Annotated in this window: 21 protein-coding genes; 4 read left to right on the forward strand and 17 right to left on the reverse strand. The window is 51.3% G+C overall.

From position 1 onward, the window contains the following. A partial coding sequence (locus ACFQNG_RS18140; protein WP_379867265.1) for a hypothetical protein occupies nt 1-239 on the forward strand: 239 nt, incomplete at its 5' end. Here ACFQNG_RS18140 and ACFQNG_RS18145 read toward each other — a convergent pair. Then, a complete protein-coding gene (locus ACFQNG_RS18145) occupies nt 199-1,236 on the reverse strand; it encodes a cytochrome d ubiquinol oxidase subunit II (protein WP_379867266.1) in 1,038 nt (345 codons plus the stop codon). The genes ACFQNG_RS18140 and ACFQNG_RS18145 overlap by 41 nt on opposite strands. Further along, nucleotides 1,220-2,593: a cytochrome ubiquinol oxidase subunit I gene (locus ACFQNG_RS18150; protein ID WP_379867268.1), complete on the reverse strand. Its 1,374-nt coding sequence runs from the start codon at nt 2,591-2,593 to the stop codon at nt 1,220-1,222. Before ACFQNG_RS18150 ends, ACFQNG_RS18145 begins: the two co-directional genes overlap by 17 nt. Before the next feature lie 88 nt (nt 2,594-2,681). Between ACFQNG_RS18150 and ACFQNG_RS18155 the strand changes: the two genes are divergently transcribed. Continuing rightward, a complete protein-coding gene (locus ACFQNG_RS18155; protein WP_379867270.1) occupies nt 2,682-3,434 on the forward strand; it encodes a YqcI/YcgG family protein in 753 nt (250 codons plus the stop codon). Continuing rightward, on the forward strand, nt 3,418-3,807 hold the full coding sequence (locus tag ACFQNG_RS18160; protein WP_379867271.1) for a hypothetical protein: 390 nt from the start codon (nt 3,418-3,420) through the stop codon (nt 3,805-3,807). Before ACFQNG_RS18155 ends, ACFQNG_RS18160 begins: the two co-directional genes overlap by 17 nt. 111 nt (nt 3,808-3,918) lie before the next feature. Here ACFQNG_RS18160 and ACFQNG_RS18165 read toward each other — a convergent pair whose 3' ends face one another. The 15 genes from ACFQNG_RS18165 to ACFQNG_RS18235 form a co-directional block, all read right to left on the reverse strand. Next, complete coding sequence (locus ACFQNG_RS18165) at nt 3,919-4,932, reverse strand: S-adenosylmethionine:tRNA ribosyltransferase-isomerase (protein WP_379867273.1); 1,014 nt, start codon at nt 4,930-4,932, stop codon at nt 3,919-3,921. Continuing rightward, nucleotides 4,929-5,657 (reverse strand): SDR family NAD(P)-dependent oxidoreductase, encoded by a 729-nt coding sequence (locus ACFQNG_RS18170; protein WP_379867274.1) that lies wholly within the window; start codon nt 5,655-5,657, stop codon nt 4,929-4,931. The genes ACFQNG_RS18165 and ACFQNG_RS18170 overlap by 4 nt, the downstream gene beginning before the upstream one ends. Nucleotides 5,658-5,838: 181 nt before the next feature. Then, a complete protein-coding gene (locus ACFQNG_RS18175; RefSeq protein ID WP_379867275.1) occupies nt 5,839-7,071 on the reverse strand; it encodes a dihydrolipoamide acetyltransferase family protein in 1,233 nt (410 codons plus the stop codon). Between the two features lie 15 nt (nt 7,072-7,086). Continuing rightward, complete coding sequence (locus ACFQNG_RS18180; RefSeq protein WP_379867277.1) at nt 7,087-8,067, reverse strand: alpha-ketoacid dehydrogenase subunit beta; 981 nt, start codon at nt 8,065-8,067, stop codon at nt 7,087-7,089. Next, nucleotides 8,064-9,143 (reverse strand): pyruvate dehydrogenase (acetyl-transferring) E1 component subunit alpha, encoded by a 1,080-nt coding sequence (gene pdhA / locus ACFQNG_RS18185; RefSeq protein ID WP_379867279.1) that lies wholly within the window; start codon nt 9,141-9,143, stop codon nt 8,064-8,066. The genes ACFQNG_RS18180 and pdhA overlap by 4 nt, the downstream gene beginning before the upstream one ends. Beyond that, complete coding sequence (locus tag ACFQNG_RS18190; RefSeq protein WP_379867300.1) at nt 9,140-10,252, reverse strand: Leu/Phe/Val dehydrogenase; 1,113 nt, start codon at nt 10,250-10,252, stop codon at nt 9,140-9,142. Before ACFQNG_RS18190 ends, pdhA begins: the two co-directional genes overlap by 4 nt. Before the next feature lie 133 nt (nt 10,253-10,385). Next, complete coding sequence (locus tag ACFQNG_RS18195; RefSeq protein WP_379867281.1) at nt 10,386-11,180, reverse strand: enoyl-CoA hydratase-related protein; 795 nt, start codon at nt 11,178-11,180, stop codon at nt 10,386-10,388. Nucleotides 11,181-11,196: 16 nt separating this feature from the next. Then, nucleotides 11,197-11,970, reverse strand: coding sequence for an enoyl-CoA hydratase-related protein (locus ACFQNG_RS18200; RefSeq protein WP_379867283.1), 774 nt, complete (start codon nt 11,968-11,970; stop codon nt 11,197-11,199). Nucleotides 11,971-12,260: 290 nt separating this feature from the next. Next, entirely contained in the window at nt 12,261-13,694 is a 1,434-nt protein-coding gene (gene ltrA / locus ACFQNG_RS18205; protein ID WP_379867284.1) for a group II intron reverse transcriptase/maturase, read from the reverse strand. A 670-nt stretch (nt 13,695-14,364) separates the two neighbouring features. Beyond that, on the reverse strand, nt 14,365-14,631 hold the full coding sequence (locus tag ACFQNG_RS18210; RefSeq protein WP_379867285.1) for an AbrB/MazE/SpoVT family DNA-binding domain-containing protein: 267 nt from the start codon (nt 14,629-14,631) through the stop codon (nt 14,365-14,367). 107 nt (nt 14,632-14,738) lie between these two features. After that, nucleotides 14,739-15,773, reverse strand: coding sequence for an anti-sigma factor domain-containing protein (locus tag ACFQNG_RS18215; RefSeq protein WP_379867286.1), 1,035 nt, complete (start codon nt 15,771-15,773; stop codon nt 14,739-14,741). 24 nt (nt 15,774-15,797) lie between these two features. After that, entirely contained in the window at nt 15,798-16,508 is a 711-nt protein-coding gene (locus ACFQNG_RS18220) for a sigma-70 family RNA polymerase sigma factor (protein WP_379867289.1), read from the reverse strand. Nucleotides 16,509-16,711: 203 nt separating this feature from the next. Next, entirely contained in the window at nt 16,712-18,661 is a 1,950-nt protein-coding gene (locus tag ACFQNG_RS18225; RefSeq protein WP_379867291.1) for an AMP-binding protein, read from the reverse strand. A gap of 147 nt (nt 18,662-18,808) precedes the next feature. Then, nucleotides 18,809-18,931 (reverse strand): hypothetical protein, encoded by a 123-nt coding sequence (locus tag ACFQNG_RS18230; protein WP_379867294.1) that lies wholly within the window; start codon nt 18,929-18,931, stop codon nt 18,809-18,811. Nucleotides 18,932-19,523: 592 nt separating this feature from the next. Next, the gene (locus tag ACFQNG_RS18235) at nt 19,524-20,930 is read right to left on the reverse strand and encodes an amino acid permease (protein ID WP_379867296.1); all 1,407 of its coding nucleotides are present in this window, start codon (nt 20,928-20,930) and stop codon (nt 19,524-19,526) included. A gap of 271 nt (nt 20,931-21,201) precedes the next feature. Here ACFQNG_RS18235 and ACFQNG_RS18240 point away from each other — a divergent pair, with 271 nt between their 5' ends. Next, the gene (locus ACFQNG_RS18240) at nt 21,202-21,924 is read left to right on the forward strand and encodes an alpha/beta hydrolase (RefSeq protein WP_379867298.1); all 723 of its coding nucleotides are present in this window, start codon (nt 21,202-21,204) and stop codon (nt 21,922-21,924) included. The last annotated feature ends 53 nt before the right edge of the window (nt 21,925-21,977 follow it).

The following is a 21,977-nucleotide window of genomic DNA, read 5'->3' on the forward strand; positions in this document are numbered from 1 at the left end:
AAGGTCATTTCAATGCTTCCTTCTTACCCTCGTTGCTTTATTCCATATCTAATTTTCAAGGTGCGTTTTTTTGTGATCACCGCATCGCGGCGACGAAGATTAATTTAACACATATAAAAAAAATGCGCAAGGGGTTTTTTTATTTTTCTTCCGGACCGACACATCATTCCGCGACCACAACCCTTGAAACATCAAAGGTTATGGCTTCTCCCCCTGCAAATACCGCTTGTCTTTCATAAATAAACGCCAGAAGATGAAAAATCCGGGCAACAAAATCGCGAGACCAATCGTAAAGACCTTCAGCAATGAATAGAAAGTGTTTATTTGCGTAAAGGCTTGATCTACCGTCAAAAACGGATAAATGATATAGGGTAAATGCGCCGCGCCATAAGCGAAGGTGGCGATGGCGTACTGAATCGCGACGGCAACGACCGCCACTCTGGGACGTCCGATCTTCCCCCCTTTCTGTTTCCACCACAATGCGGTATAACCGACCAAAAAAGCGAGAATGGACCACACATACCACGCCTTGAATTCTTGGAGCCGCTTGAGTAACCATAACGCCTCCGGTTCCAAGGTATATAAAGTGAACACGGCCACAAGCAAGGTGATGGGCCCGAAGAGAATCGCATGCTTGCGATAGGCTGCATAGGCTTCTTCATCTCCCGATTCCCGCGAGTAGTCGGCCAGAAAGAGAGCCGACAAAAACAATTCGGATGTTACGCCAAACAAAATGTAGAGATAAACGGAGGGGCTGGTTAACCATTCGTCAAACAACAGCAATTCCTTCTTGCCCGTGATTTGGACAAACCCGCCCTGCGTCACCGGGAGCGCGCTGATTAAGAACGCGGGGATAAACAATGCCGTCACCCCTGAAACCATCTGCAGCATCCGGCTATGCCCCTCCACGTTATAGGCAAAAACCATGAAGGAACTGCGGATGGTAATCAACAGCAAAATGACGCTGACCGGAACGATTAAGACATTTCCCAACATATAGGCGGCGCGTGGAAAGAAACCGACGCCCATGACCACCAACAATACAAGAATCGTGTTGGTCACTTCCCAAGTTGGCGAGAGAAAGCGATTGGCGATTTTACCCGCTTGCGTTTGTTGGTTGCCATATACCATCGCCCAAAAACTGGCTCCAAAATCAATCGAACCCGCCATGCTGTAAATATAGAGAACAACCCACACCGCAAGGATGGCGATGGATGGCTCAATGGGTTTGACCATGCGCGTTCGCTCCTAACTTTTGGTTAAACTTGTTCAATTCCAGTGCCAATGGATGGCGCCGGAAATGGTGAATCATTACCACGGACACTATCACGGCCAAGAAGAGATACACCAAGGTGAAGAGAATAAAAAGCATGCCGAGGTTCTCCGCTTTGGTCGCCGCCTCCGCCGTCGTTTGGATGCCGTAGATGGTCCATGGTTGCCGTCCGCTGCAACTGAAGATCCAACCAAACTCGATTCCAAGCATGGCAAGAGGCCCGGACGCAACCAGACACCGTAGAAGCCATTCCGGCCACACCGCCTTCCCTTTTCTTCTCTGTTTCCAGTAAACAAGCAACCCCAAAGCGGCAAAGGCCAATAATAGCATGCCAAGCCCCACCATCACATTAAACAGGGTATGGGTATAAGCAGGCGGCCAAGTCTCGCGCGGAAAGTCATCCAACCCCTTCACTTCGGTATCGAACCGGTCGCCGGCCAACACGCTTAACATGTAGGGGATCTCCACCCCATAGCGAATCTTTTTCTGCTCATAATCGACATATCCCCCCACCGCTAAAGGGGCATACCGTTGGGTTTCAAACAAGCCTTCCGCTGCCGCCAACTTTTCCGGACTGTAGTGATGCAAATTCTGAGCCGAACCGTGACCGGACAAGGCGGTGAGAAAAGACATGGCAAAAGAGACGGCCAATGAAAGGGCGAGCGCCTTATGATGCACCCGTCGTTCCTCTTCCTGTCTCGCTTTCAGCAGGCGATAAGCCGCAACCGATACGACAACAAACGCTCCCGTCATCAAGGCGCTAACCACGACATGGTAGGCGCTGCCAAAAAAGCTGGGGTTAAAAAAGGCTTTCCACGGATCCACGTTGGTGATGGTGCCATCCGGCTTGATGGAGAAACCGGCGGGTGTGTTCATCCACGTGTTGGCTGAAGTGATCAACACGGCAGATGCGGTCGCACCCAAAGCGACAAGAAAGACGGCAACCACACGAAATGCCGGAGGCAACCGGTCTGCCGCGTACACATAGATGGATAAGGCCAGTGCCTCTAGAAAGAAGGCAAAAATCTCAACCTGAAACGGGACAGAGATGACTTGTCCAACAATTTTCATAAAACCCGGCCATAACAGGCTAAGCTGAACCGCCACAATCGTCCCGCTCGGAATCGCCACTCCCAGCAAAATGGCTACCGACTTGGTCCACCGCTTGGCCATCAGGCCGTAGTGGGCATCTCTTTTCAACAGATAAACGAGCTCGCTGAGAAAAATCATGGCGGAAATGCCAATCCCCAACGTGGCGAAAATGATGTGAAAAGCGAGGGAAGTGCCAAAAAACGCGCGTGCCAGAGTGACCGTATCCATGGTTGCAACTCCTTCATGCCAAATATTGTAACCTTATTCTTGGCAATCGAAGCATTTTTATACGAAAGAGCTGCTGCACCGTTCGGTTATGGTCGAAGGAAAAATTCCGCAATGGGGTTTGACGGTATTCAAGTCGTTTGAGAGTGATCTGCTGTCGAAAGAGAGGCCGTTCCCCTGTATATTCGGTGTGGAAGCGCTGAAAAAGAACGGTTTGCGCTATCTGTTCGTGGAAAACCACGACGAAGCGGGGCTTATGCAATTGCGTAACAGTTTGATCCGGTACACGGAGATCTACCGGGAATTGGGGCGGATGACATCGATGGCCGTCTTTTTCAAACCGTTGCAAGAAGAGTTGATGATAGAACAATATCAGGAGAAATTTTGGAGTGTGCTTCAATTTTTGCATGAGAACGATCCGAAGCCATGGCCAGCAGAATTTCCAGTTAACTGGGACGACCCGCTATGGGAGTTTTGCTTTAACGGCGAACCTATTTTCGTTGTATGCAACACACCGGCGCATGTTAAGCGCAGAAGCCGCCGCGGCGGGACGTTTATCATCACGTTCCAACCGCGCTGGTGGGTATTTGAAGAACTCAAAGGACCAAAAGGAAAAAGGGGTCGCGCCGCGGTTCGCCAGCGGTTGGAGAAGTACGACGAGATGGAGATTCACCCAGCGATGGGTGTTTACGGCGATGTGGAGAACCGGGAATGGAAACAGTACTACATCACAGACAGCAATGAGTCGCCTTCCAAGTGCCCATTCCGCTTCCTACATGGCTTGTCGGGAGAAAAAACCAAGACAAAGAGGAAGGTGAGGGAGACGAATGGAAAAGATGTTTGACAAGCCGCAAATACAGCGCGGCAATCCGATTACTCTCGAACAGGCGGTGATGGAATTGTTGCCCGTTACCGGTTCGGTGGAGGTGCAGCGCGATACGCCGGGACGCGAGCATCCGACGCACACGCACCCGACGCATGAGACACTGTTGATCGTGAACGGCTCGATCACCTTTACGATCGGCGAAGAGTCTTTGGTAAAACGTCCGCTGTTCAAAGTGTTCGGTCTGTTCACGCTGGCGGTCGTCGCACTGACGATGGGAACGTTCGGCTGGTGGCTTCTGTATCCTCTTGCACTGATGCTCTTTGGCGGTTGGATGATGCGTATGCGCCTGCGCCGCAATGCGCAGAGTGATACGGTTGGCATAGCAAAATAAGGGAATCGACGCACAAAGGCACCTCAGATTATAAGGTGCCATTTGTATGTGCCCTGGGATGCACATATGCCATATTTGGACTTTTCCTCTGTACCCGCTGGCGCAAATCTGTTAAATAATGAGATGAATATCACCAAACTCATGCCATAAGTAACGCAATTGAATCGCCTCTTCATACATCCGCCTCAACGATTCAGGCGGGGCAAAGGCACTTAGTAAATCCAGATGAGACGCTTCCGGTTCATGAAAACCGGTCATTAGCCCATCCACTACCCGGAGCGGGGTATGCGCATCGATATGGATACAAGTCCAACCGGCCTTGGCTTCATGGGGAGCTTTTCTCAGCCAGTCGCTCTCCAATGCGCGAACGACAGTGGTTCCAACCGCAATCACCCGATTCCCAGCCTGCTTGGCTTGGCTGACCCGTTCCACGGTTTCTTGCGGAATATGATAATATTCGCAATTCGCTTCAGGCGGAAGCGCTCCCAGCTCTTCACTTAAATAACTCAGTCCCGTATGCAGGGTGAGATAAGCGACATGAATGCCTCTCCGCTTAAGGCGAAACAACACTTCCCAACTGAAAGCCCGACCGGCTGAGGGAAGCTCGACCGAACCGGGCTCGCTCGCGTAAACGTTCTGATAATACTCGAGCGGCCAGGGCTGATGAATGTATTCATAGCGTATCGGCTCTCCCAACGCATAAATCTGCTCCAATAAGCAGGCATCGGATAGGGAAAAGCGGAGTTCAACCAACGGTGTCTTGATCCGGTGCACTTCAGCCTGCAAAGCGGGAGAAAAAATCAATTTCTCTCCCGCCTGCACGGTTTTGCCCATGATGAACGCATCCCAATGCCGGTCAGACAATCGACGGGCCAAACGGACTTCCCTGTCCTCCGTCCGCAACACAGCAGGAATGGTGCGGCTACTGTTTAACACCACTACATCCCCAGGCTGAAGAAATTGATCCAGTTGATGAAAGCGGACATGCTCGGATGCGCCCGTTGACCGATCCGAGATCATCAACCGAACATGATCTCGCCGCAATCCGCGCCGTTCCGGAGGTGTGGACGCATTTAACTCTTCTGGCAATGAAAACGTCAGTGGAGCGGTCGCCATCTTGCTCATTCCCCTTTCTCCTCAGCCAGTTGTGCTTGCAATCGTTGGCCATTCACCTGTGCCGCCTCATCTGAAGCCAAATACAGAAAGATCTCCACCACTTCTTCCGGTTTGGCCAGCGCATAGTCGCAATCGGGAACCGCTTTGGCATGCATCTCCGTATCCATCTCCCCAGGGTCCACCGCGTTGACACGCACGCCCGTTCCATCCACTTCATCAGCCCAGGTCTGGGTCAACCCCTCCACCGCGAACTTGGAAATCCCATACGCTCCCCAACCCGCGTAGCCGACGCGACCCGCTTCCGAGGTCACATTGATGATCGAGCCTTGGCCACGGCGCAACATCCCGGCGATCACCCGCTTTGTCACCAAAAAGGGATTTATTACGTTCACTTTCAGCACTTCATGAAAGTCTTCTTCCGGAAAATCCAGTAGGTACGGGGCGGGACTCGGTCCAAAAATGCCGGCGTTATTGATCAGCACATCAATCGCGCCGAAGCGGGCTTCCGTCGTCGCCACAAAGCGTTCAACATCTCTTGGTTCAGCCATATCGCCAACGACAGCCAACACTTCGGTTCCCTGCGCTTGGAGTGCTTGCTCCACCTCCCTTAAGCCATCTTGGCCACGCGCGGAAATGGCAAGCCTTGCTCCTTCCCTGGCAAAGGCCAAGGCCAGGGCTTTCCCCAATCCTTTGGATGCTCCGGTAATCATGACGACACGGTTGTGAAATCTCATGTGTGCCTCCTCCTTGGTTGTTCTTGTTGGTTAGTAACTCTTTCCCTTTAACAAAACATAATAAACATTAATATTTAATAAATAGCAAAAAATATTGCTTTTCGTCATTTACCCTCGCAACAAGCAAAAACACCGCCTTGATCAGAAAGGCGATGTCTAAACCGTCGGACCGTCTCCCTTGTCACACCAACTCTTTAAGCAACCGACCGGGATCCCGCGTATAGGTTTCCAGGGTCTGAGCAAACCGAATGGCATCCGCCCCATCCATCACGCGGTGATCAAAGCTCAAGGAAATATTCATCCGCCAACCGACGGTCAATTTCCCCTCCTGCACAATCGGCTTCTGTTCAATCGGATGAAGCGCCAAGATCGCCACTTCCGGCGGATTGATAATGGGCGTGGCCCACGTTCCCCCCAGCGCTCCCGCATTGCTGATCGTAAACGTGCTTCCTTTCAGGTGCTCCGGCGTCAACTTTCCAGCCCGCGCCAATTGGGTGAGCGAATGGAGCTCCTGCGCGAGTTGGTCCATCGTTTTTCGTTCCACTTCCCGAAGCACGGGAACGAGCAACCCTTTTGGTGTATCGGCGGCGATGCCCAACGAAACGGAATGATGCTGGCGAATGGTTTGCGTTTCTTCGATAAAGTGGGCATTGAACAGTGGGTGGTGTTTTAAGGTCTGCGCGACCATTTTGCTTATGATGGCCAGGTAGGAAAGCCGGGGGGAGGAGCCATCCTGTTCGGCCATACGGCGCTGGCGCCACTCTACGAGACCATCCACCGCCAGTTCGGCAAAATGCGTCGCATGCGGCTTCGTCGTTACAGAGAATAACAAGCGTTCCGCGATCACTTTGCGTACGGGGGATAAAGGCGTCTCGCTCCATTCTCCTTCACCTGGATGAAAGTCCCGCTCGACCACTCGGTTTTGCGCAAGTTTGGTTTTCTCGTTCAGCAGCTTGTTGTGGTTCAAGGCATGGGCCCGCACATCTTCCGCTGTCACCCGCCCATGCGCACCCGTTCCCTTGACCGTTGTCAAGTCGACTCTCAGTTCACGGGCGAGACGCCGTGTCGAAGGTGCGGCTAACACTCGCTTTTTCTTCTGCAAGAGCGGCGAAGCGGGACCCGGGTTCAATGGGGCCGACTGTGGGGAGCGATTCGCTTCTTCCTTCTCTGCCCCCGCTTCACCCCCTATCACGTACAGGATCTCCCCAACGGGAACGACATCGCCTTCCTTCCATTTCAATTCAGCCATTTTCCCGCTTGCAGGTGCTGGCAATTCTACGACGGCTTTGTCTGTTTGTACCTCAATGACCGGTTGATTCTCTTCCACTTCTTCTCCCTGTTTAACCAACCAGCGAACCACTTCCGCTTCAGCTACGCCCTCCCCGATATCCGGCAAGCGAAAGGCTACCGACATCCAGACTCCCTCCTTCTATTCAAACGCCAATAATCTCTCGATCGCTTGCGATACGCGCTTCACATCTGGACGAAACTCATCTTCCAATGCAAACATCGGTACGGGGACATCATAGCCTGTTACGCGGGTGATGGGGGCTTCAAGATAGAGAAAGGCGTGTTCATTGATCAACGCGGTCAACTCCGCTCCCAGTCCCGCCGTTTTCGGCGCCTCATGGACGATGATCACCCGACCCGTCTTTTTGACTGACTCGATGATCGTCTCTTCATCAAGCGGATATAAAGAGCGCAAGTCGATCACATCACAAGTGACCCCTTGGTTTTCCCACTGCCCAGCCGCTTTTTCCGCCACAGGCACCATCGCGCCCCAGGCAATCAAGGTCAGCTCTTCTCCTTCACGCACTTTGCGCGCTTTGCCCAGCGGCACTTCATACCAACCTTCGGGCACCTGCTCCCGCACCGACCGATACAGTTTCATCGGCTCAAGATAGATCACCGGGTCCGGATCGTTGATGGCCGCCAACAACAAGCCTTTGGCATCGCTTGGTGTTGCCGGGGTCACCACTTTCAATCCCGGGATATGAACAAAGATGCTTTCTGTGGAATCACAGTGCAGCTCCGGGGCACGAATCCCGCCGCCATAAGGGGCGCGGATCACCAAAGAGGCCGGGTGGCTGCCTTGCGTGCGCGTGCGGAGACGGGCGGCATGGGTGATGATTTGTTCTATTCCCGGATAGATAAAGCTCATGAATTGGATCTCCGCGACCGGTTTCAACCCATTCACAGCCATGCCAATCGAAGTGCCGACGATTCCCGCTTCGGCCAACGGCGTATCGATGACGCGCCCATCGCCAAAATCTTCCCATAATCCTTCCGTCGCTCGAAAAACACCGCCGTTTCGCCCCACATCTTCTCCCAGCACAATCACGCGGGGATCTTGTTCCAAAGCAACCCGCAAACCATCGCAAACCGCCTGCACAAGAGTTAATTGCCTCATCGTGCCTGCCCACCGCCTTGCTCGCATTGTTGTCGTTGTCGCCGTTCATTGGGCCCCCAGTTGGCATACACATGCTCAAACAAGTGGGTCGCGGGTGGCGGAGAGGCCGATTCCGCTTCGCGGATGGCCAGATCGATGCGCTCCTTGCACTCTGCCTCCCAAGCCTGCTCATCCGCATCAGACAACAACCCCTCCGCTTTGAGCAACTGAACATAGCGCACAAGCGGGTCCTTTTGTTGCACCCACTCCCTCACTTCTGTTTCCGGCCGATACCGTTTGGCGTCATCCGCGGTGGTATGTGAGCCTTTTCGATACGTGACGGCTTCTATGAGCGTTGGCCCTTTTCCGGCTCTGGCCTTTGCCACCGCTTGGCGCATCACATCATGGACGGCCAAGATGTCGTTGCCATCGACCCGGATTCCGTCAAATCCATAGGCCGCCGCTTTTTCAGCCACCGTTTTGGTCGCGGACTGCCTGGAAAATGGCACACTGATGGCATATCCATTGTTTTGGCAAAAGAAGATGACGGGCGCGCCAAAGACGCCGGCGAAATTGCAGCCTTCATGAAAATCCCCTTCGGATGTGGCCCCATCCCCGAAATAGGCGACGGCGACACTGTCTTCCCCTTTCAGTTTGGCGGCCCAGGCCGCACCGACCGCATGCGGGATCTGCGTCGCAATCGGAACATAAGGCGGCATGCAGCGAACACCCTCCGGTGCCTTGCATCCCTCCACCCGCCCCATCCAGTACAGGAAGATTTGCGACAAGGGCATGCCGGCAATCATCTGCACACCATGCTCGCGATAACTCGGAAAGATCCAATCTTCCCGGGATAGGGCCAAAGCGCTTCCCACTTGGGCAGCTTCTTGTCCTTCCAGCGGAGCGTAGGTCCCAATCCGGCCTTGGCGCTGCAAAAGGATCGAACGACGGTCAAAGAGACGAACAAGGGTCATCCAGCGGTAAAATTGCAGCTTGCTTTCGTCAGGGAGAGCCCGCCAACACGATACGCCCATGTCTGTTAACTGCCCTTGCGGCGTCACATACTGCACCCACTCTTTTTCCAGCTGCCCAATCATTCACGCCCCTCCCTTTCTCTGTCGTTCCGGTTACTGCCAAGGATGATCCGACGAACATCAGCCACTTTTTCCATCCGTTCCACCACTATGCGGTCGGCCGCACGACATGTTGGAATATTCTCTCTCTTGGAGCGGGTGAATATTTCGAGCACCATCTCGTAAATCGCTTTTGTTTTGGCGAGGACCCTCTCTTCCTTATATCCTTCCAATTCATCAGCGGCCTGGATCAAGCCGCCCGCATTCACCAAGTAATCGGGGGCATACAAGATGCCGCGTTCATGAAGCTCATCCCCATGCCGATCCGCCATCAGTTGGTTGTTGGCGGAACCCACGATGGCCCGACACCTCAATTCGCCAATCGTGCGATCGTTAATGACGCCACCACGCGCACAGGGGGCGAATATGTCACAGTCCACTTGATGGATGGTATCGACCTGGCTGATTTCTATTTGTTGCGGCGCGCGCAGTGCCCACTCCCGACACCGCTCTTCACACAGGTCGGCAATCACGACCGATGCTCCTTTTTCGATCAGCAACTCCACCAGTTTGCCTCCGACCTTGCCCACCCCTTGCACCGCCACTTTTTTCCCCTCCAGCTCCGTCGTTCCCCACAGGTGTTGCGCCGTCGCGCGCATCCCTTGCAATACGCCCATGGCCGTCGGAATCGACGTATCCCCGCTCCCCCCGTGGGACCGAGGCAACCCGACAAAGGAAGAAGACTCTCTTGCGGCATGAATAAAATCTTTCGGTTCCGTCCCCATATCCGTCCCTGTGAAAAACCGCCCATTTAACCCTCCGACAAAACGGCCAATCGCGCGAAACATCTCCGGTGACTTATCCTCCGCCGGATCACCGATGATCACCATCTTGCCCCCACCAAAATCAACATCGGCCAACCCGCATTTATACGTCATCCCTTTAGAGAGGCGCAGAACATCCTCCAGCGCCTCATCTGTTGTTTCATAAGGAATCATCCGACAGCCGCCAAGAGCAGGTCCCAGCGTTGTATTATGAATGGCGATGATCGCCTTCAGGCCGGTGTCGGCATGCCGACAAAACACCACCTGTTCATGGCCGTGCTCTTCCATCAAGGCAAAAACATCCCTCATCCAAGCCGGTTCCGCCTGCTTTTCCCTCATTTGCAGGTGATCTATATTCAGACTCGCCATGATCAACCATCTCCACTTTGTTATTCAAAAGTTTTTTGTTGATCCATCATATGACGACAAACATACAAACGGGTTACTTTCCTTTGAATTGCGGTTTCCTTTTTTCGGCGAAAGCCTGCACTCCCTCCAGGAAATCCCCGGTTCGGCCAGCCAGTTCCTGCACTTCCGCTTCAAATTCCAATGCCTCGCTTAAAGTGGATTCCATCCCGCGGATGATCGCACGTTTGGTTAAGCCAATCGCCACCGTCGGTCCTTCCGCCAATTGCTTGGCAAACGCAAACGCCTCTTCAAACAACTTCTTCTCTTCCACCATCCGTTCAGCCAATCCGATGCGGAGCGCTTCTTCCGCTTCCACATCCCGTCCGCTCATCGCCAGTTCCAACGCCTTTCCCAACCCGACCAGTCGCGGCAAGAAATAACTGGACCCGCTGTCGGGCGCCAAGCCAATGCGCACAAAGGCTTCAACAAATCGGGTCGACGGGGCGATAAACCGGACATCACAGGCCAACGCCAGGCTGCAACCCGCCCCCGCCGCTACACCGTTCACCGCGGCGATCACAGGTTTTTCCAATCCCGCCAACGCTTCGATCAAAGGGTTGTACCGCTCACGCACACTCTGGCCCAAAGCGAAGTGCTCTCCTCTTTTTTGCATGGCGGACCGATCCCTAAGGTCTTGTCCCGAGCAAAAGGCTTTCCCCGCTCCCGTCATCAAGACGGCACGGATTTCCTGGTCTTGGGCCACTTGTTGCAGCACTTCCACCAATTCTTTGCTCAATTGATTGTTAATCGCATTGTATACGTGTGGCCGGTTGAGTGTGATCACACCCACACCCGCTTGTTTGTTCAAGAGAACGGTCGCTTCACTCATGATTAAGATTCCTCCCTCATTTTCCTTTGAACTCTGGTTGGCGCTTCTCGATAAAGGCTTGCATCCCTTCCCGCTGATCTTCAGATGAAAACAGCAAATAGAAAGCATGTTGTTCAAATTGCAACCCTTGTTCCAATGTCAACTCTTGCGCTTTGTTGATCGCTTGTTTGGCCAAACGGACCGCCACTGGTGGCTTTTTCGCGATATCTTGGGCCAGGTCCAAAGCTTCCCCTTCGACATGCTCGTCCGGCACCACGCGATTGACCAATCCCCACTCCGCCCCCTCTTCCGCCGTGATCATCCGCCCGGTTAAGATCAGTTCCATGGCCTTCGCTTTCCCAATCGCTTTGGTTAGGCGTTGGGTACCGCCCGCTCCCGGCATCACACCGATGTTGATTTCTGGTTGTCCAAATTTGGCCGTCTCTCCAGCGACAATCATGTCACAACACATGGCCAGTTCATTGCCCCCACCAAGGGCATAACCCTTTACCGCGGCAATGATCGGCTTGCTGATCCGACGAATGCGCTCCCAATCAACGAAATAGGGTTGGGTGACAAAGTCGGTTGGCCCCATGCCGGCCAATTCCTGAATATCGGCACCTGCCGCAAACGCTTTGTCACTGCCCGTCAACACAATGACCCTTACCTCATCGTCCCGGTCCATCTCTTCCATCCGATCGGCCAATTGTTTCATCAATGCTTGATTCAGCGCATTCAGCACATGGGGACGATGCAGGCGGATTAAGGCGACATAGCCTTTTCTTTCAACTAAAACGCATGGTTCGCTCATGCTCACCCTCCTTCATCCAATACCACGGGGTGATTGGACCACATTTTGGAAGCGATTACAAATTAACTATTTTAAAAAAACTCTCTTTTCTGATGATACGTTTTTATTTTACCAAACAAGCGGTTGTTTGTCAGTTTGTTACATAACAGAGGCTGAGCGTTAAAGTGGAAAAGCCCTCCCCTCCCCCCAGCGAATTAATAGAGTAGGGAAGCCATTCACATGGCTTCCCCCTCATCGAACCGTACGTGCCCTATTAAGGCATACGGCTCACCAACGTGATTTGACATGAATTAGTTCTTGGCACGACGACAGTACTCTATCGCTCGGACACGATCGGGAGTGAAATATTCTTGGCCTTTTGCTTTCGCCGCATACACCCTTCGGGTGTAATTGCTTCGTTGTCTTGCTTTCAGGTGGTCTAGATACTGCTCAAGTGTACGTCCAGACTGCTTATTGTAGTATAACCAGTATGCTGGAATGAGACCAATACGGACAAAATACTCATTGTTCCACTTCGTTGTCATTAATTTCCCTTTACGTTGACTCGGGTGTTTATGTATCATTGCAACCCTGAGTCGTCTCCGTATGTAACCGTCCACATCCCGCAATTGACTACTGTACTCGTTAACAAAGCAACGACTCTGTTGTCCATATCGTTTATTTTCTTCCACCGCTTTGTATACGTTAAGGAAATAATTTACCTTTCCCCGTATAACTGGATTCAGACGTTCTACCCATACTTTTGTATTCAGTGTGAGAGTTTTCCTGGTCTTCTCTTTGATTTTCCGGCGAAAATCCTTCCACGCGTTCCGCGTTGGTCTGACAATGAAGCCTAGTTTTCCATCCTTCTTCCTTTTCTGCCAATGTTCAAAAGAAAATCCAAGAAAGGCAAAATCTCCTTCGTTGAAGTCGACGACTTTCGTTTTCTCCTCAGCAACTTCCAATCCAAGTTCATTAAGGGTTCTCTTGGTAATGTCAGCTACCTTTTGGATATCTTCTTTTGTTTTAGCGAATAGCAGAAAATCGTCCGCGTAGCGGACGAACCGGATTCCGTGTTGTTCTAATTTCCAATCCAGTTCGTTTAGGAACAAGTTAGCCAGTAGTGGCGAAATTACGCCGCCTTGCGGCGTCCCTGCTTCTGTTTCGTGGTATTTCCCTGCTTCCATATACCCAGCTTTCAGCATATCCCAAATCATGCCCAACACAGTTCCATCTGCAATGTATTTCGTTAGTACTTTCATAAGCTTCTTATGCGATATATTGTCGAAGAAGCCACGGATATCACAGTCATAGACAAAGTTATACCCTGCCTCTAGGTTCCACAGGATAATCTGTAAGGCTCTTTGTACTCCACGATCTGGGCGATACCCACAAGACCAGCGATGGAATATGGCTCCTTCGCATTTAGGTTGCAGTATGTTGACTAACGCTTGTTGAACAATGCGATCTTCGATATTTGGAATGCCGAGTGGTCGAAGCTTTCCATTTTTCTTTGGAATATAGCGCCGGCGTACTGGTGAGGGTTTATACTCTCTGGCTTTCAGCTTCCGGAGTAGACTGTCCAGATTCTCATTCAGTCTCATCTCATAACTTTCGATAGTTTCCCCATCGATTCCACCGGCTCCGCCATTTTTCTTCACTTGTTCCCATGCTTGATGAAGTTTTCGTTCAAATAGAATTTGCCCGAAAATACTGTGCCACTTTAGTTTCAATTCTTGATTCATGTCTTATGGTCACACCTTTCGTTGTGCCTTTCAGTTCGTTTTTACCGAAGTAGCGTAACTGTTGACATGCAACAACATTCAAGTGTACCGCCACGAGGTCGCCCCCCTTCCGTTCCGAACATGTTTGGTCATGCTCGTACTTCCGTACTATGGGGACGTCTGACTTCACCGATCATGTCGGCAATTTCGGCGTAACCTTATATGCTGACATCCTTTGTAGGTGAGATCGGAGATCTCACGGGGTCATCGCATCTTCCTTATGAACATACCCAGCACCTTCACCTGACAAGCTCCTGTTACTCGGCTGGTTCATTGAGCAACAGGCATCCTTAATGGATCGGCTTCCCGTTAATTTCGCACAGTCGCCAACTTGCCCTGCCGCCTCTGTGCTTCACGCTTACGCATTTGGGTCTGCTCATTCGCCTGCGGGCCTCTCGGCTTACCGCATCTCCTTCAGACAACACCTCACGGTGTTGCCCTAGATTAGGCTTCTCGGGTTGTACCAGCACTCCCGAGGGGGATTTCCACCACCGGGAAGGCTACTTTCCAGACTCATGATTCGTTTTACCGCAGTAACGTTATCGCTGTCTGTATTTATAGCTCATGCGCTTTCGCGCAAAGATACGACTGCCCGTCGCACAAAAAGGACACCCACTTGGGTGCCCTGGGATTACGCTTGCTCACTGGAAACCAACACATATCTAGCTGTTTCTTCAACGCATTCTTCGCAAATAATTTTTTCACGAAAATAAAAGAGTTTATTGGCGTTACCACATAAGACGCAACTGGGACTGTATTTTTTCAGAACAATGCTATGGTTATCCACATAGATCTCAACACCATCATGAGGATTGATATTCATTAAATCCCTCAGTTCCTTCGGCAAAACGATGCGTCCTAAATGGTCCACTTTCCGAACGATCCCGATTCCCTTCATTGGTTGGCCCCTCTCATTTCTGTTGAAAGCTGGTGGGAGGTGTCAGCTTGCAACTAAAAATGCGAGTCTTGCTAAAGGCATGGTCGGTATCGTTGATGGTGGCTGTTTTACTGCGTCTCTTGTGTGGTATTGACTTCAGGCTGCGTTTCTGTGTTTTGTGATGTGTCTGTTGTTTGATTGTCAGTTGGCGTTTGGTTCGTCCCTTCCGGGTCGCTCGGCTTTTTTGTCGAATCACCTTGATCCGGTTGCTGGTTATCTTGTACTGGTTGTTGCGTTGGCTCTCCCTGATCAGCCGGTGTCGCCGCGGGTTGCGTCGGTTTGTCGGCAGGCTTCGGCTCTTGTGTGGGTTGAACCGCCGGTGGCTCTTTTTCAATGATTTCCACCAGCTCAGGCAATGCTTCCGGTTTGTTCAACAGCTCTGAAACAGGCGCCAACTCATCAGCCAAGTCCGTCAATGGCGTTTCTCCCATCTCTTCCACTTCTAGCTGTTTGCCTTCTTTTTTGGCGATCATCCACGCGGCATACTTAACTGGTGACAAACCAAATCTGCTCGCTTTATCTTTCACTTTTTTGGGCATTACCAGTGAATGGACTTCCAATTCCAAGTTTTTCTGTTTGCTCTGCTTATCCAGGACCGTTTTGAGGTTATCCAGTGTTTCTTTACTGTTTTTCTCTTCTTGATAGCCGGACAAGACAACTTGGTCTCTTTTTTGCACATAGCCCATTTGTTTGGCTTTGTCCAAGAAATCGACGACAAAGTCATCCACACTCTCATGTTTCCATTTTTCCCCATCCAATAACTTTTCAGCAGACTTATTTAGAGGATGGAGCTCAACGATATTGCGCTCATCATCGATGCCTATTTCGAGGCTCGGGTTTACATCGACATAGATATAAGTTTGCGCATGTGCTTGATCTGGAGCCATCTGTGGCACGATGAAAAACATCCCCAGTACGGCGGCGGCTGCAACGGAGACGAATGCCGGAACAAGCGCCCGGCGGTTCGTCTTCGCTGCCTGGAGAGTCACTTCCTCTCCAACCATTAAGGAATGATTGGTTCTCGGTACTTTGATAAAATCGCCATCTGGGGTGAGCACAATCCAATGCCGTGCTTGCACTTCCATGATAATTCCTCTTTGCATAGGTCCGCCCCCCCTTTCTCCCCGTCACAATCCAATGTAACTGCGTAATAAGCCGAGGTCCTCAACCGCCACGATCGTCAATGCGATCAGGTAATTACGGTGTCTGCTCAGCGTTCTGCGATGCATGCCCAATGCTTTAGCCAATTCTTTATCCGGTCTTTTCTGTGTATAGAACTTGTGTAACAAGTTCTCATCCGCCACAAGTTGATTGGCTATTTGGAAGAGATTCTCACGAGTGTCGCGGTGTTTGGGCTTTTTCTTGGCCAAATCGTTCAAGGTGATATCAAATTTGGCTAAAGCTTTGATAAAAATATCAATCTCCAAACGGCGCATGCGATCAAGCTCTTCATTTTTGTGTCTCTCAAAGGATACGGCTACAAGTTCTTGATGATTGTTTTCATCGTCTCGCGCGCCTGGTGCACTGATTGGCAGCACTCGGTGATGTTTGACCTCTTGACGAAAATAGTCCACCAAGCGGCGTTGGATCACCTTGTAGGCGAAGGACAAAAAAGAGGCGTTAAAGTCTGGTTTATATTTTTCTAGCGCCTCGTCCAACGCCCGATAAGCAATCATATACTCATCATCTTGCTGCGTTATCACTCTCCGACAAACGCGGGAAGCGATTCGGCGAACATGCGGTTCCAATTCACGCAACAAATCGTCCCTCTGTTCAGGAGAGTGAGCAGTTTGCACCTGTAGCACACGCGCTTCTAAATCTGTAGTTCCCCGGAACATGCAATACCGACACCTCTCCCTATCTATTTATTCGCATCGTTTCCCCATTTTTGTGTCTCGCTCTGCGGAAGCAAAATCATTTTACCATGTTTGTCTTCACATTTGCCCAACAAAAGAAAAGATTTTTTAAAAAACTAAAATAAACCGACTCTTCAACCCCACAAAAAAATTGGTCTCCTTTATAGGAAACCAAGCCATATTTATCAGCTCTTATTTTTGTCGGCAAGTTTGCGTATCGCTTCAACAGCACGAATATTTTCTAATGATGATAAATCGCCGGTCTCTTCTCCCAGATAAGCGGCCCGGATCACCCGACGCAGGATCTTGCCATTCCTCGTCTTGGGCAGTTCATCAACAAGAAAGATGCGCTTCGGCTTTAACGCTTTGCCCATTCTTTCACCAATAAAGCGAATCAATGCTTCCTCTATGCCTTCACTCGCCGCTTGCGTGGATTTCAGCACGACAAAGCAAACCGCACTCTCTCCCTTGGACACATCGGGAACGCCGATGGTGGCCGCTTCTGAGACGGCGGGATGATCCACCAGCACGGACTCCATCTCCGCTGGGCCCAACCGTTTGCCGGCGATTTTCAAGGTGTCGTCTGAACGGCCCGTGATGAACCATTGTCCCCCCTCGTCAATCGCAACCCAATCACCATGCACCCACGTTTGGGGCCAACGTTGCCAATAAGTCTCTTCATACCGTTTGCGATCTTGCCAAAATCCGCTGGTCATCCCGACCCACGGCTGACGCAACACTAATTCGCCCACTTCTCCCCGCACCGGATTCCCTGTTTCATCCCATACATCAGCATCCATGCCCGGCAATGGCCCCGCGAAACCACAAGGCGCAATCGGTTTGAAAAAATGGTTGCCCAGGATCCCTCCGGACACTTCCGTACCGCCCGAGTAGTTGAAGATGGGGACGCGTCCTTGGCCCACCCGTTCATACAACCACAGCCACGGTTCGGGGTTCCAAGGTTCGCCCGTGGAACCAAACACCCGCAAAGAACTCAAGTCATAGCCGTTAACCCAAGATTCCCCCTCCTTCATCAGGGAACGAATCAAGGTCGGCGAAACCCCCAGATGCGTCACTCCATGCTTCTCGACCAGTTGCCACAAGCGGTCCGGTCCGGGATGATCGGGCGTCCCTTCAAACAGGAGCATGGTGCTGCCCATCAACAATGAGCCAAATACCATCCAAGGCCCCATCATCCACCCCATATCTGTCACCCAAAACAACACATCCCCCGGCCCCACATCAAAGGCGTAACCCGCGTCAAACGCGGCCTTCAGCGGAAATCCACTGTGAACGTGCACCGTTCCTTTGGGTTTGCCCGTCGTGCCCGAGGTATAAATGATCATCAGGGGCTCACTCGCATCCGTCTCAGCGAATGAAAGCGGTTCCATTTCTTTCGACAATTCATCCCAGCCCACATCTTTGGTCTCATGCCAAGCGCACTCTCTTCCCAACCTCCGCACCACAATCACTTTCTTAATGGAGGGAGACAGCGCGGCGGCCCGATCGGCCTCCTCTTTCATCGTGATCACTTTGCCGCGGCGGGTATAGCCATCTGCCGTAATCAGCCATTTCGCTTCACATCCTTGAATCCGTGTCGCAACCGCTTCCGCACCGTAACCGGAAAAGCAGGGGATAAAAATCGCCCCGATGCGGGAGACCGCCAACATGGCGACCACATTCTCCACGATCATCGGCAAATAGAGCGCGACGCGGTCGCCCCGTTTGACACCCAATTCGCGCAAGCCGCGGGCGCAACGGTTCACCGCCATCCACAAATCGCGATAAGTGTGTTTTTGCGTCGATCCATCATCCCCTTCCCAGATAAGGGCAAGCCGATGGCGACTGGCTGGATCAGCGACAAAACGATCCAGGGCATTCACGGCGATATTCAATTTCCCCTCGACAAACCAACGTGGCCAAGCAATGCCATCGCTTAAGTCCACCACTTCCCGATAAGGCACCGTCCAATCAAGCGACATATCCTTGACCACTTCATCCCAAAACCAAGCGATATCCTTGATCGACGCTTGATAAAACGCATCATAATCCGCAAAACCCAACTTCTGCATCAGGCGGTATAACCTTGTCTCCTCAATGATCTCTTGCTTAGGAAACCAGACTGGTTTGTACATGGCATCCCACTCCATTCCCGCTAACCTAATCGCGTTTGTTATAAATATATTTTAACTTTTCAATTAAAAAATCACAAACACAAATGATTTTTATTAACAACAGCAATAATTGTCCAGTGATTCGGTGCAGATCATCTCGTCCGAAAATCAAAATGGTTCCGCAAACAGTTCGTGCGGTTTCTTGCCTATGGCATCAAACGAGTCCATGTCAAGAAATAACCAATAAAAAGGATCGATGCCATATACGACATCGATCTCGCCTTCAAACACGATCAGATGACCACCGCGGACAAGATCGCCAAAATGATGGCATGAAGAGCCATGGCAAACGGATGGCCCACACGTGCAAGGTGTGTGTATTTGCCAGACACGCCCTAACGACACCCAATCAGCTCCGTTGTTTTCACTTATGGATTGTGCTGTCTTGCTCTACTCGCGCTTGATAAGATAGGTTTGTTAGACGTAGCGCGGCGGTTGCTGGAGCAAAATATTGGCCGTCGTACCGGGAGAAGTTTTCGGTTACCCCACCATATCCGGGTGACGATTGGAACATTGGAGCAAATGGAGCGCTTTTTTCCATGCGCTCATTCATGCCGCGGATCCCCGGAACGGTGCGGGTTGAATCATGATAATCCCGATCGCGTTAGCTTATTCTCCCCTTTGTTGCAAAGAGTTGCGAGTCAAAGATACCAGCACACCGCAACTGGCACGCTTCCCGCTTTCGACAAAAAAAGCACTCCCCTCTTTGCCTTTAGGGAGTGCTTCTTCACTGTTCCGGGAAATCATCCGAATGCCAGCGGTGGAACAATCATTGTTAAGGATCATTCCGCATCCGGACTTTATCAGGGGCTCTTCCGCCTTATTATTTTTCGCCTTTTGCCACCAGCACCGCATGGTGCTTCTTCCGGAAGAATAAGAAGTAAACAAGGTAGCAGATAATGATGGCGGGCACGCCAAAGATGATCGCGTTTTTCGTGGCGGGGTCAAACCACTGGCTTACCAGCACCCCCAAGTTGATCAAAAAGGCAATGATCGGCACAAGCGGGAACAGGGGAGTCTTAAACTTCAAGTCTTCCACTTTTCCCCCTTCTTTCACATATTTGATGCGGAAGAAGAATTGCGACGCCGCGATGGCCATCCATGCCAGAACCGCCGTGACTCCGGCAATGGAGAGCAAGCTCATGTAGATCGTGTCTTCAGCGAAACGGTAGGACAAGAGCGACAAACAAGCGAAGCCCATGCTGAGGATCAAGGCATTCAGCGGCACGCCCTTTTTGGTCACTTTGCCGAAGATCGGGCTGGCCATGCCATTGTGCGACAGGGCGTACAACATCCTTGTTGTTGCGTATAAGCCGGAGTTGGCCACAGACAAGAGCGCCATCAGGATAACAAAGTTCATCACGTCCGCCGCATAAGGAATGCCCAACTTTTCAAATGCCACAACGAATGGGCTTTCCATGACCCCCGCTTCTTTCCAGGGAATCAAACCGGCCAACACAAAAATCGCTAGGCCGAAGAAGAGGATCGTCCGCCATACCGTTTGGTTGATGGCGCGTGGAATCGTCTTCTCCGGATTTTCACTCTCTCCCGAAGCAATCCCGATCAACTCGGTTCCTTGGAAGGAGAAGTTTACGGCCAACATCGTCAATAAGACTGCGCCAAACCCGTTGGGGAACAGCCCATCTTTCGTGAAATGGGTCAGCATCGGCGCCGGTTCGCCACCTTTTAAGGTGATCAAACCAAACATCGCGGCCCCGCCCAGGATGATAAAGACAATGATGGTGAGCACTTTGATGCTAGAAAACCAAAATTCCGTTTCTGCAAATCCCCTTGCAGAGAAAGCGTTTACAACGAAAAGAATAATGCCAAACACCAAACACCATACCCATAAGGAAACGTCAGGAAACCACCGATCCATCAACATACCAATCGATATTAACTCAAGCGCCACGGTCACGGCCCATCCCAGCCAATACAGCCATCCGATGGTAAAGCCCGTCGCCGGATTGATGAATTTCGTCGCATAGTCTTGGAACGAACCCGCAACCGGATAAGCGACCGCCAATTCCCCCAAACAGAGCATGATCAGGTACATGCTCAAACCACCGATGAGGTAAGATAATACCGCGCCAAACGGCCCCGCTTGTCCAACGGTAAATCCTGTGCTTAAGAAGAAACCGGTTCCAATCACTCCTCCAAGAGCAATCATGAACAGGTGGCGGCTTTTCATGGTCCTTTGCAATCCTTGTTGTTGATTGTACTCTTGCATTGCGCCTCCTCCTCGATATAGCAACCTATTTGTTTATAGATCGATATTATAATTTTTTTCAAAAAAAGAAAAGGTTCATTTTTTATCTATTGCCCAAAAAGTCCTTATTCCATCCACAACATCTCTTATTCCCTTAGTCTCGATATATTAAAACTTTACAAGTCACAAGTATAAATATACATCGTTTATAAATAATTAATCAATAGGAAAATGATGCAAAAATAGGGTATAGTATTGAATACACATCACCATAGCAAGGGGCGGAGACAACATGGCAAAACGTACGATCAAAAAAGAGCTGGTAACGAGTCGCTTTCTGGATGAAACGAAAGAAATTTTGGTCTATCTTCCTCCCGGTCATGAAGCGTTGTCCAATTTGCCAATGCTAGTGCTTCACGACGGGCCCGACTATTTCAATCTTGGGCGCATCGTCACCCAAGCGACGTCGCTGATCGAGGCTGGCGAATTGAAGCCCTTCGTCATGGTCGCCATTCCTGTGAACAAAGAGCGTCGCACGAGTGAATATTCACCGGCGGGCCAGCGGCAACCTTACCATATTCGCATGGTGATCGAGGAACTGCTCCCACTGGTTCGCGAACGGTATCCGGTTAGCCAAGAGCGCGAGGACCTTGTCATCGGCGGCTCTTCCCTGGGTGGCACCGTCTCGCTGCACTTGGCGCTCCAACATCCAACCGTCTGTTCCCAGGTCTTGTCCCAATCCGGAGCATTTCTGCAACAAACGATTGATGAAGTCATGCGCCAACCCAGCCTCTCCCACCTGCGGGTCTACCAATCCATCGGCTTGTCCGAAACGGCCGTCCCCACACATATGGGCACACTTGATTTGGTCGCCCGCAACCGCGAGATGAAACAACATCTGCAAGAACAGGGGGCACAAGTCATTTATCATGAGGAGGAAGGAGACCACACATGGGGTTTCTGGCAACGTGAACTTCCCCGTGCGTTGCGTCTTTTTTTCGGCAAAGTAGAGTAGGGAACTGAAACTTTTGGCGACCTTTCGGGTCGCCTTACTCATTTCAACTCCCC

Source organism: Laceyella putida (genome assembly GCF_042665195.1).
GTDB classification, from domain to species: Bacteria; Bacillota; Bacilli; order Thermoactinomycetales; family Thermoactinomycetaceae; genus Laceyella; species Laceyella putida.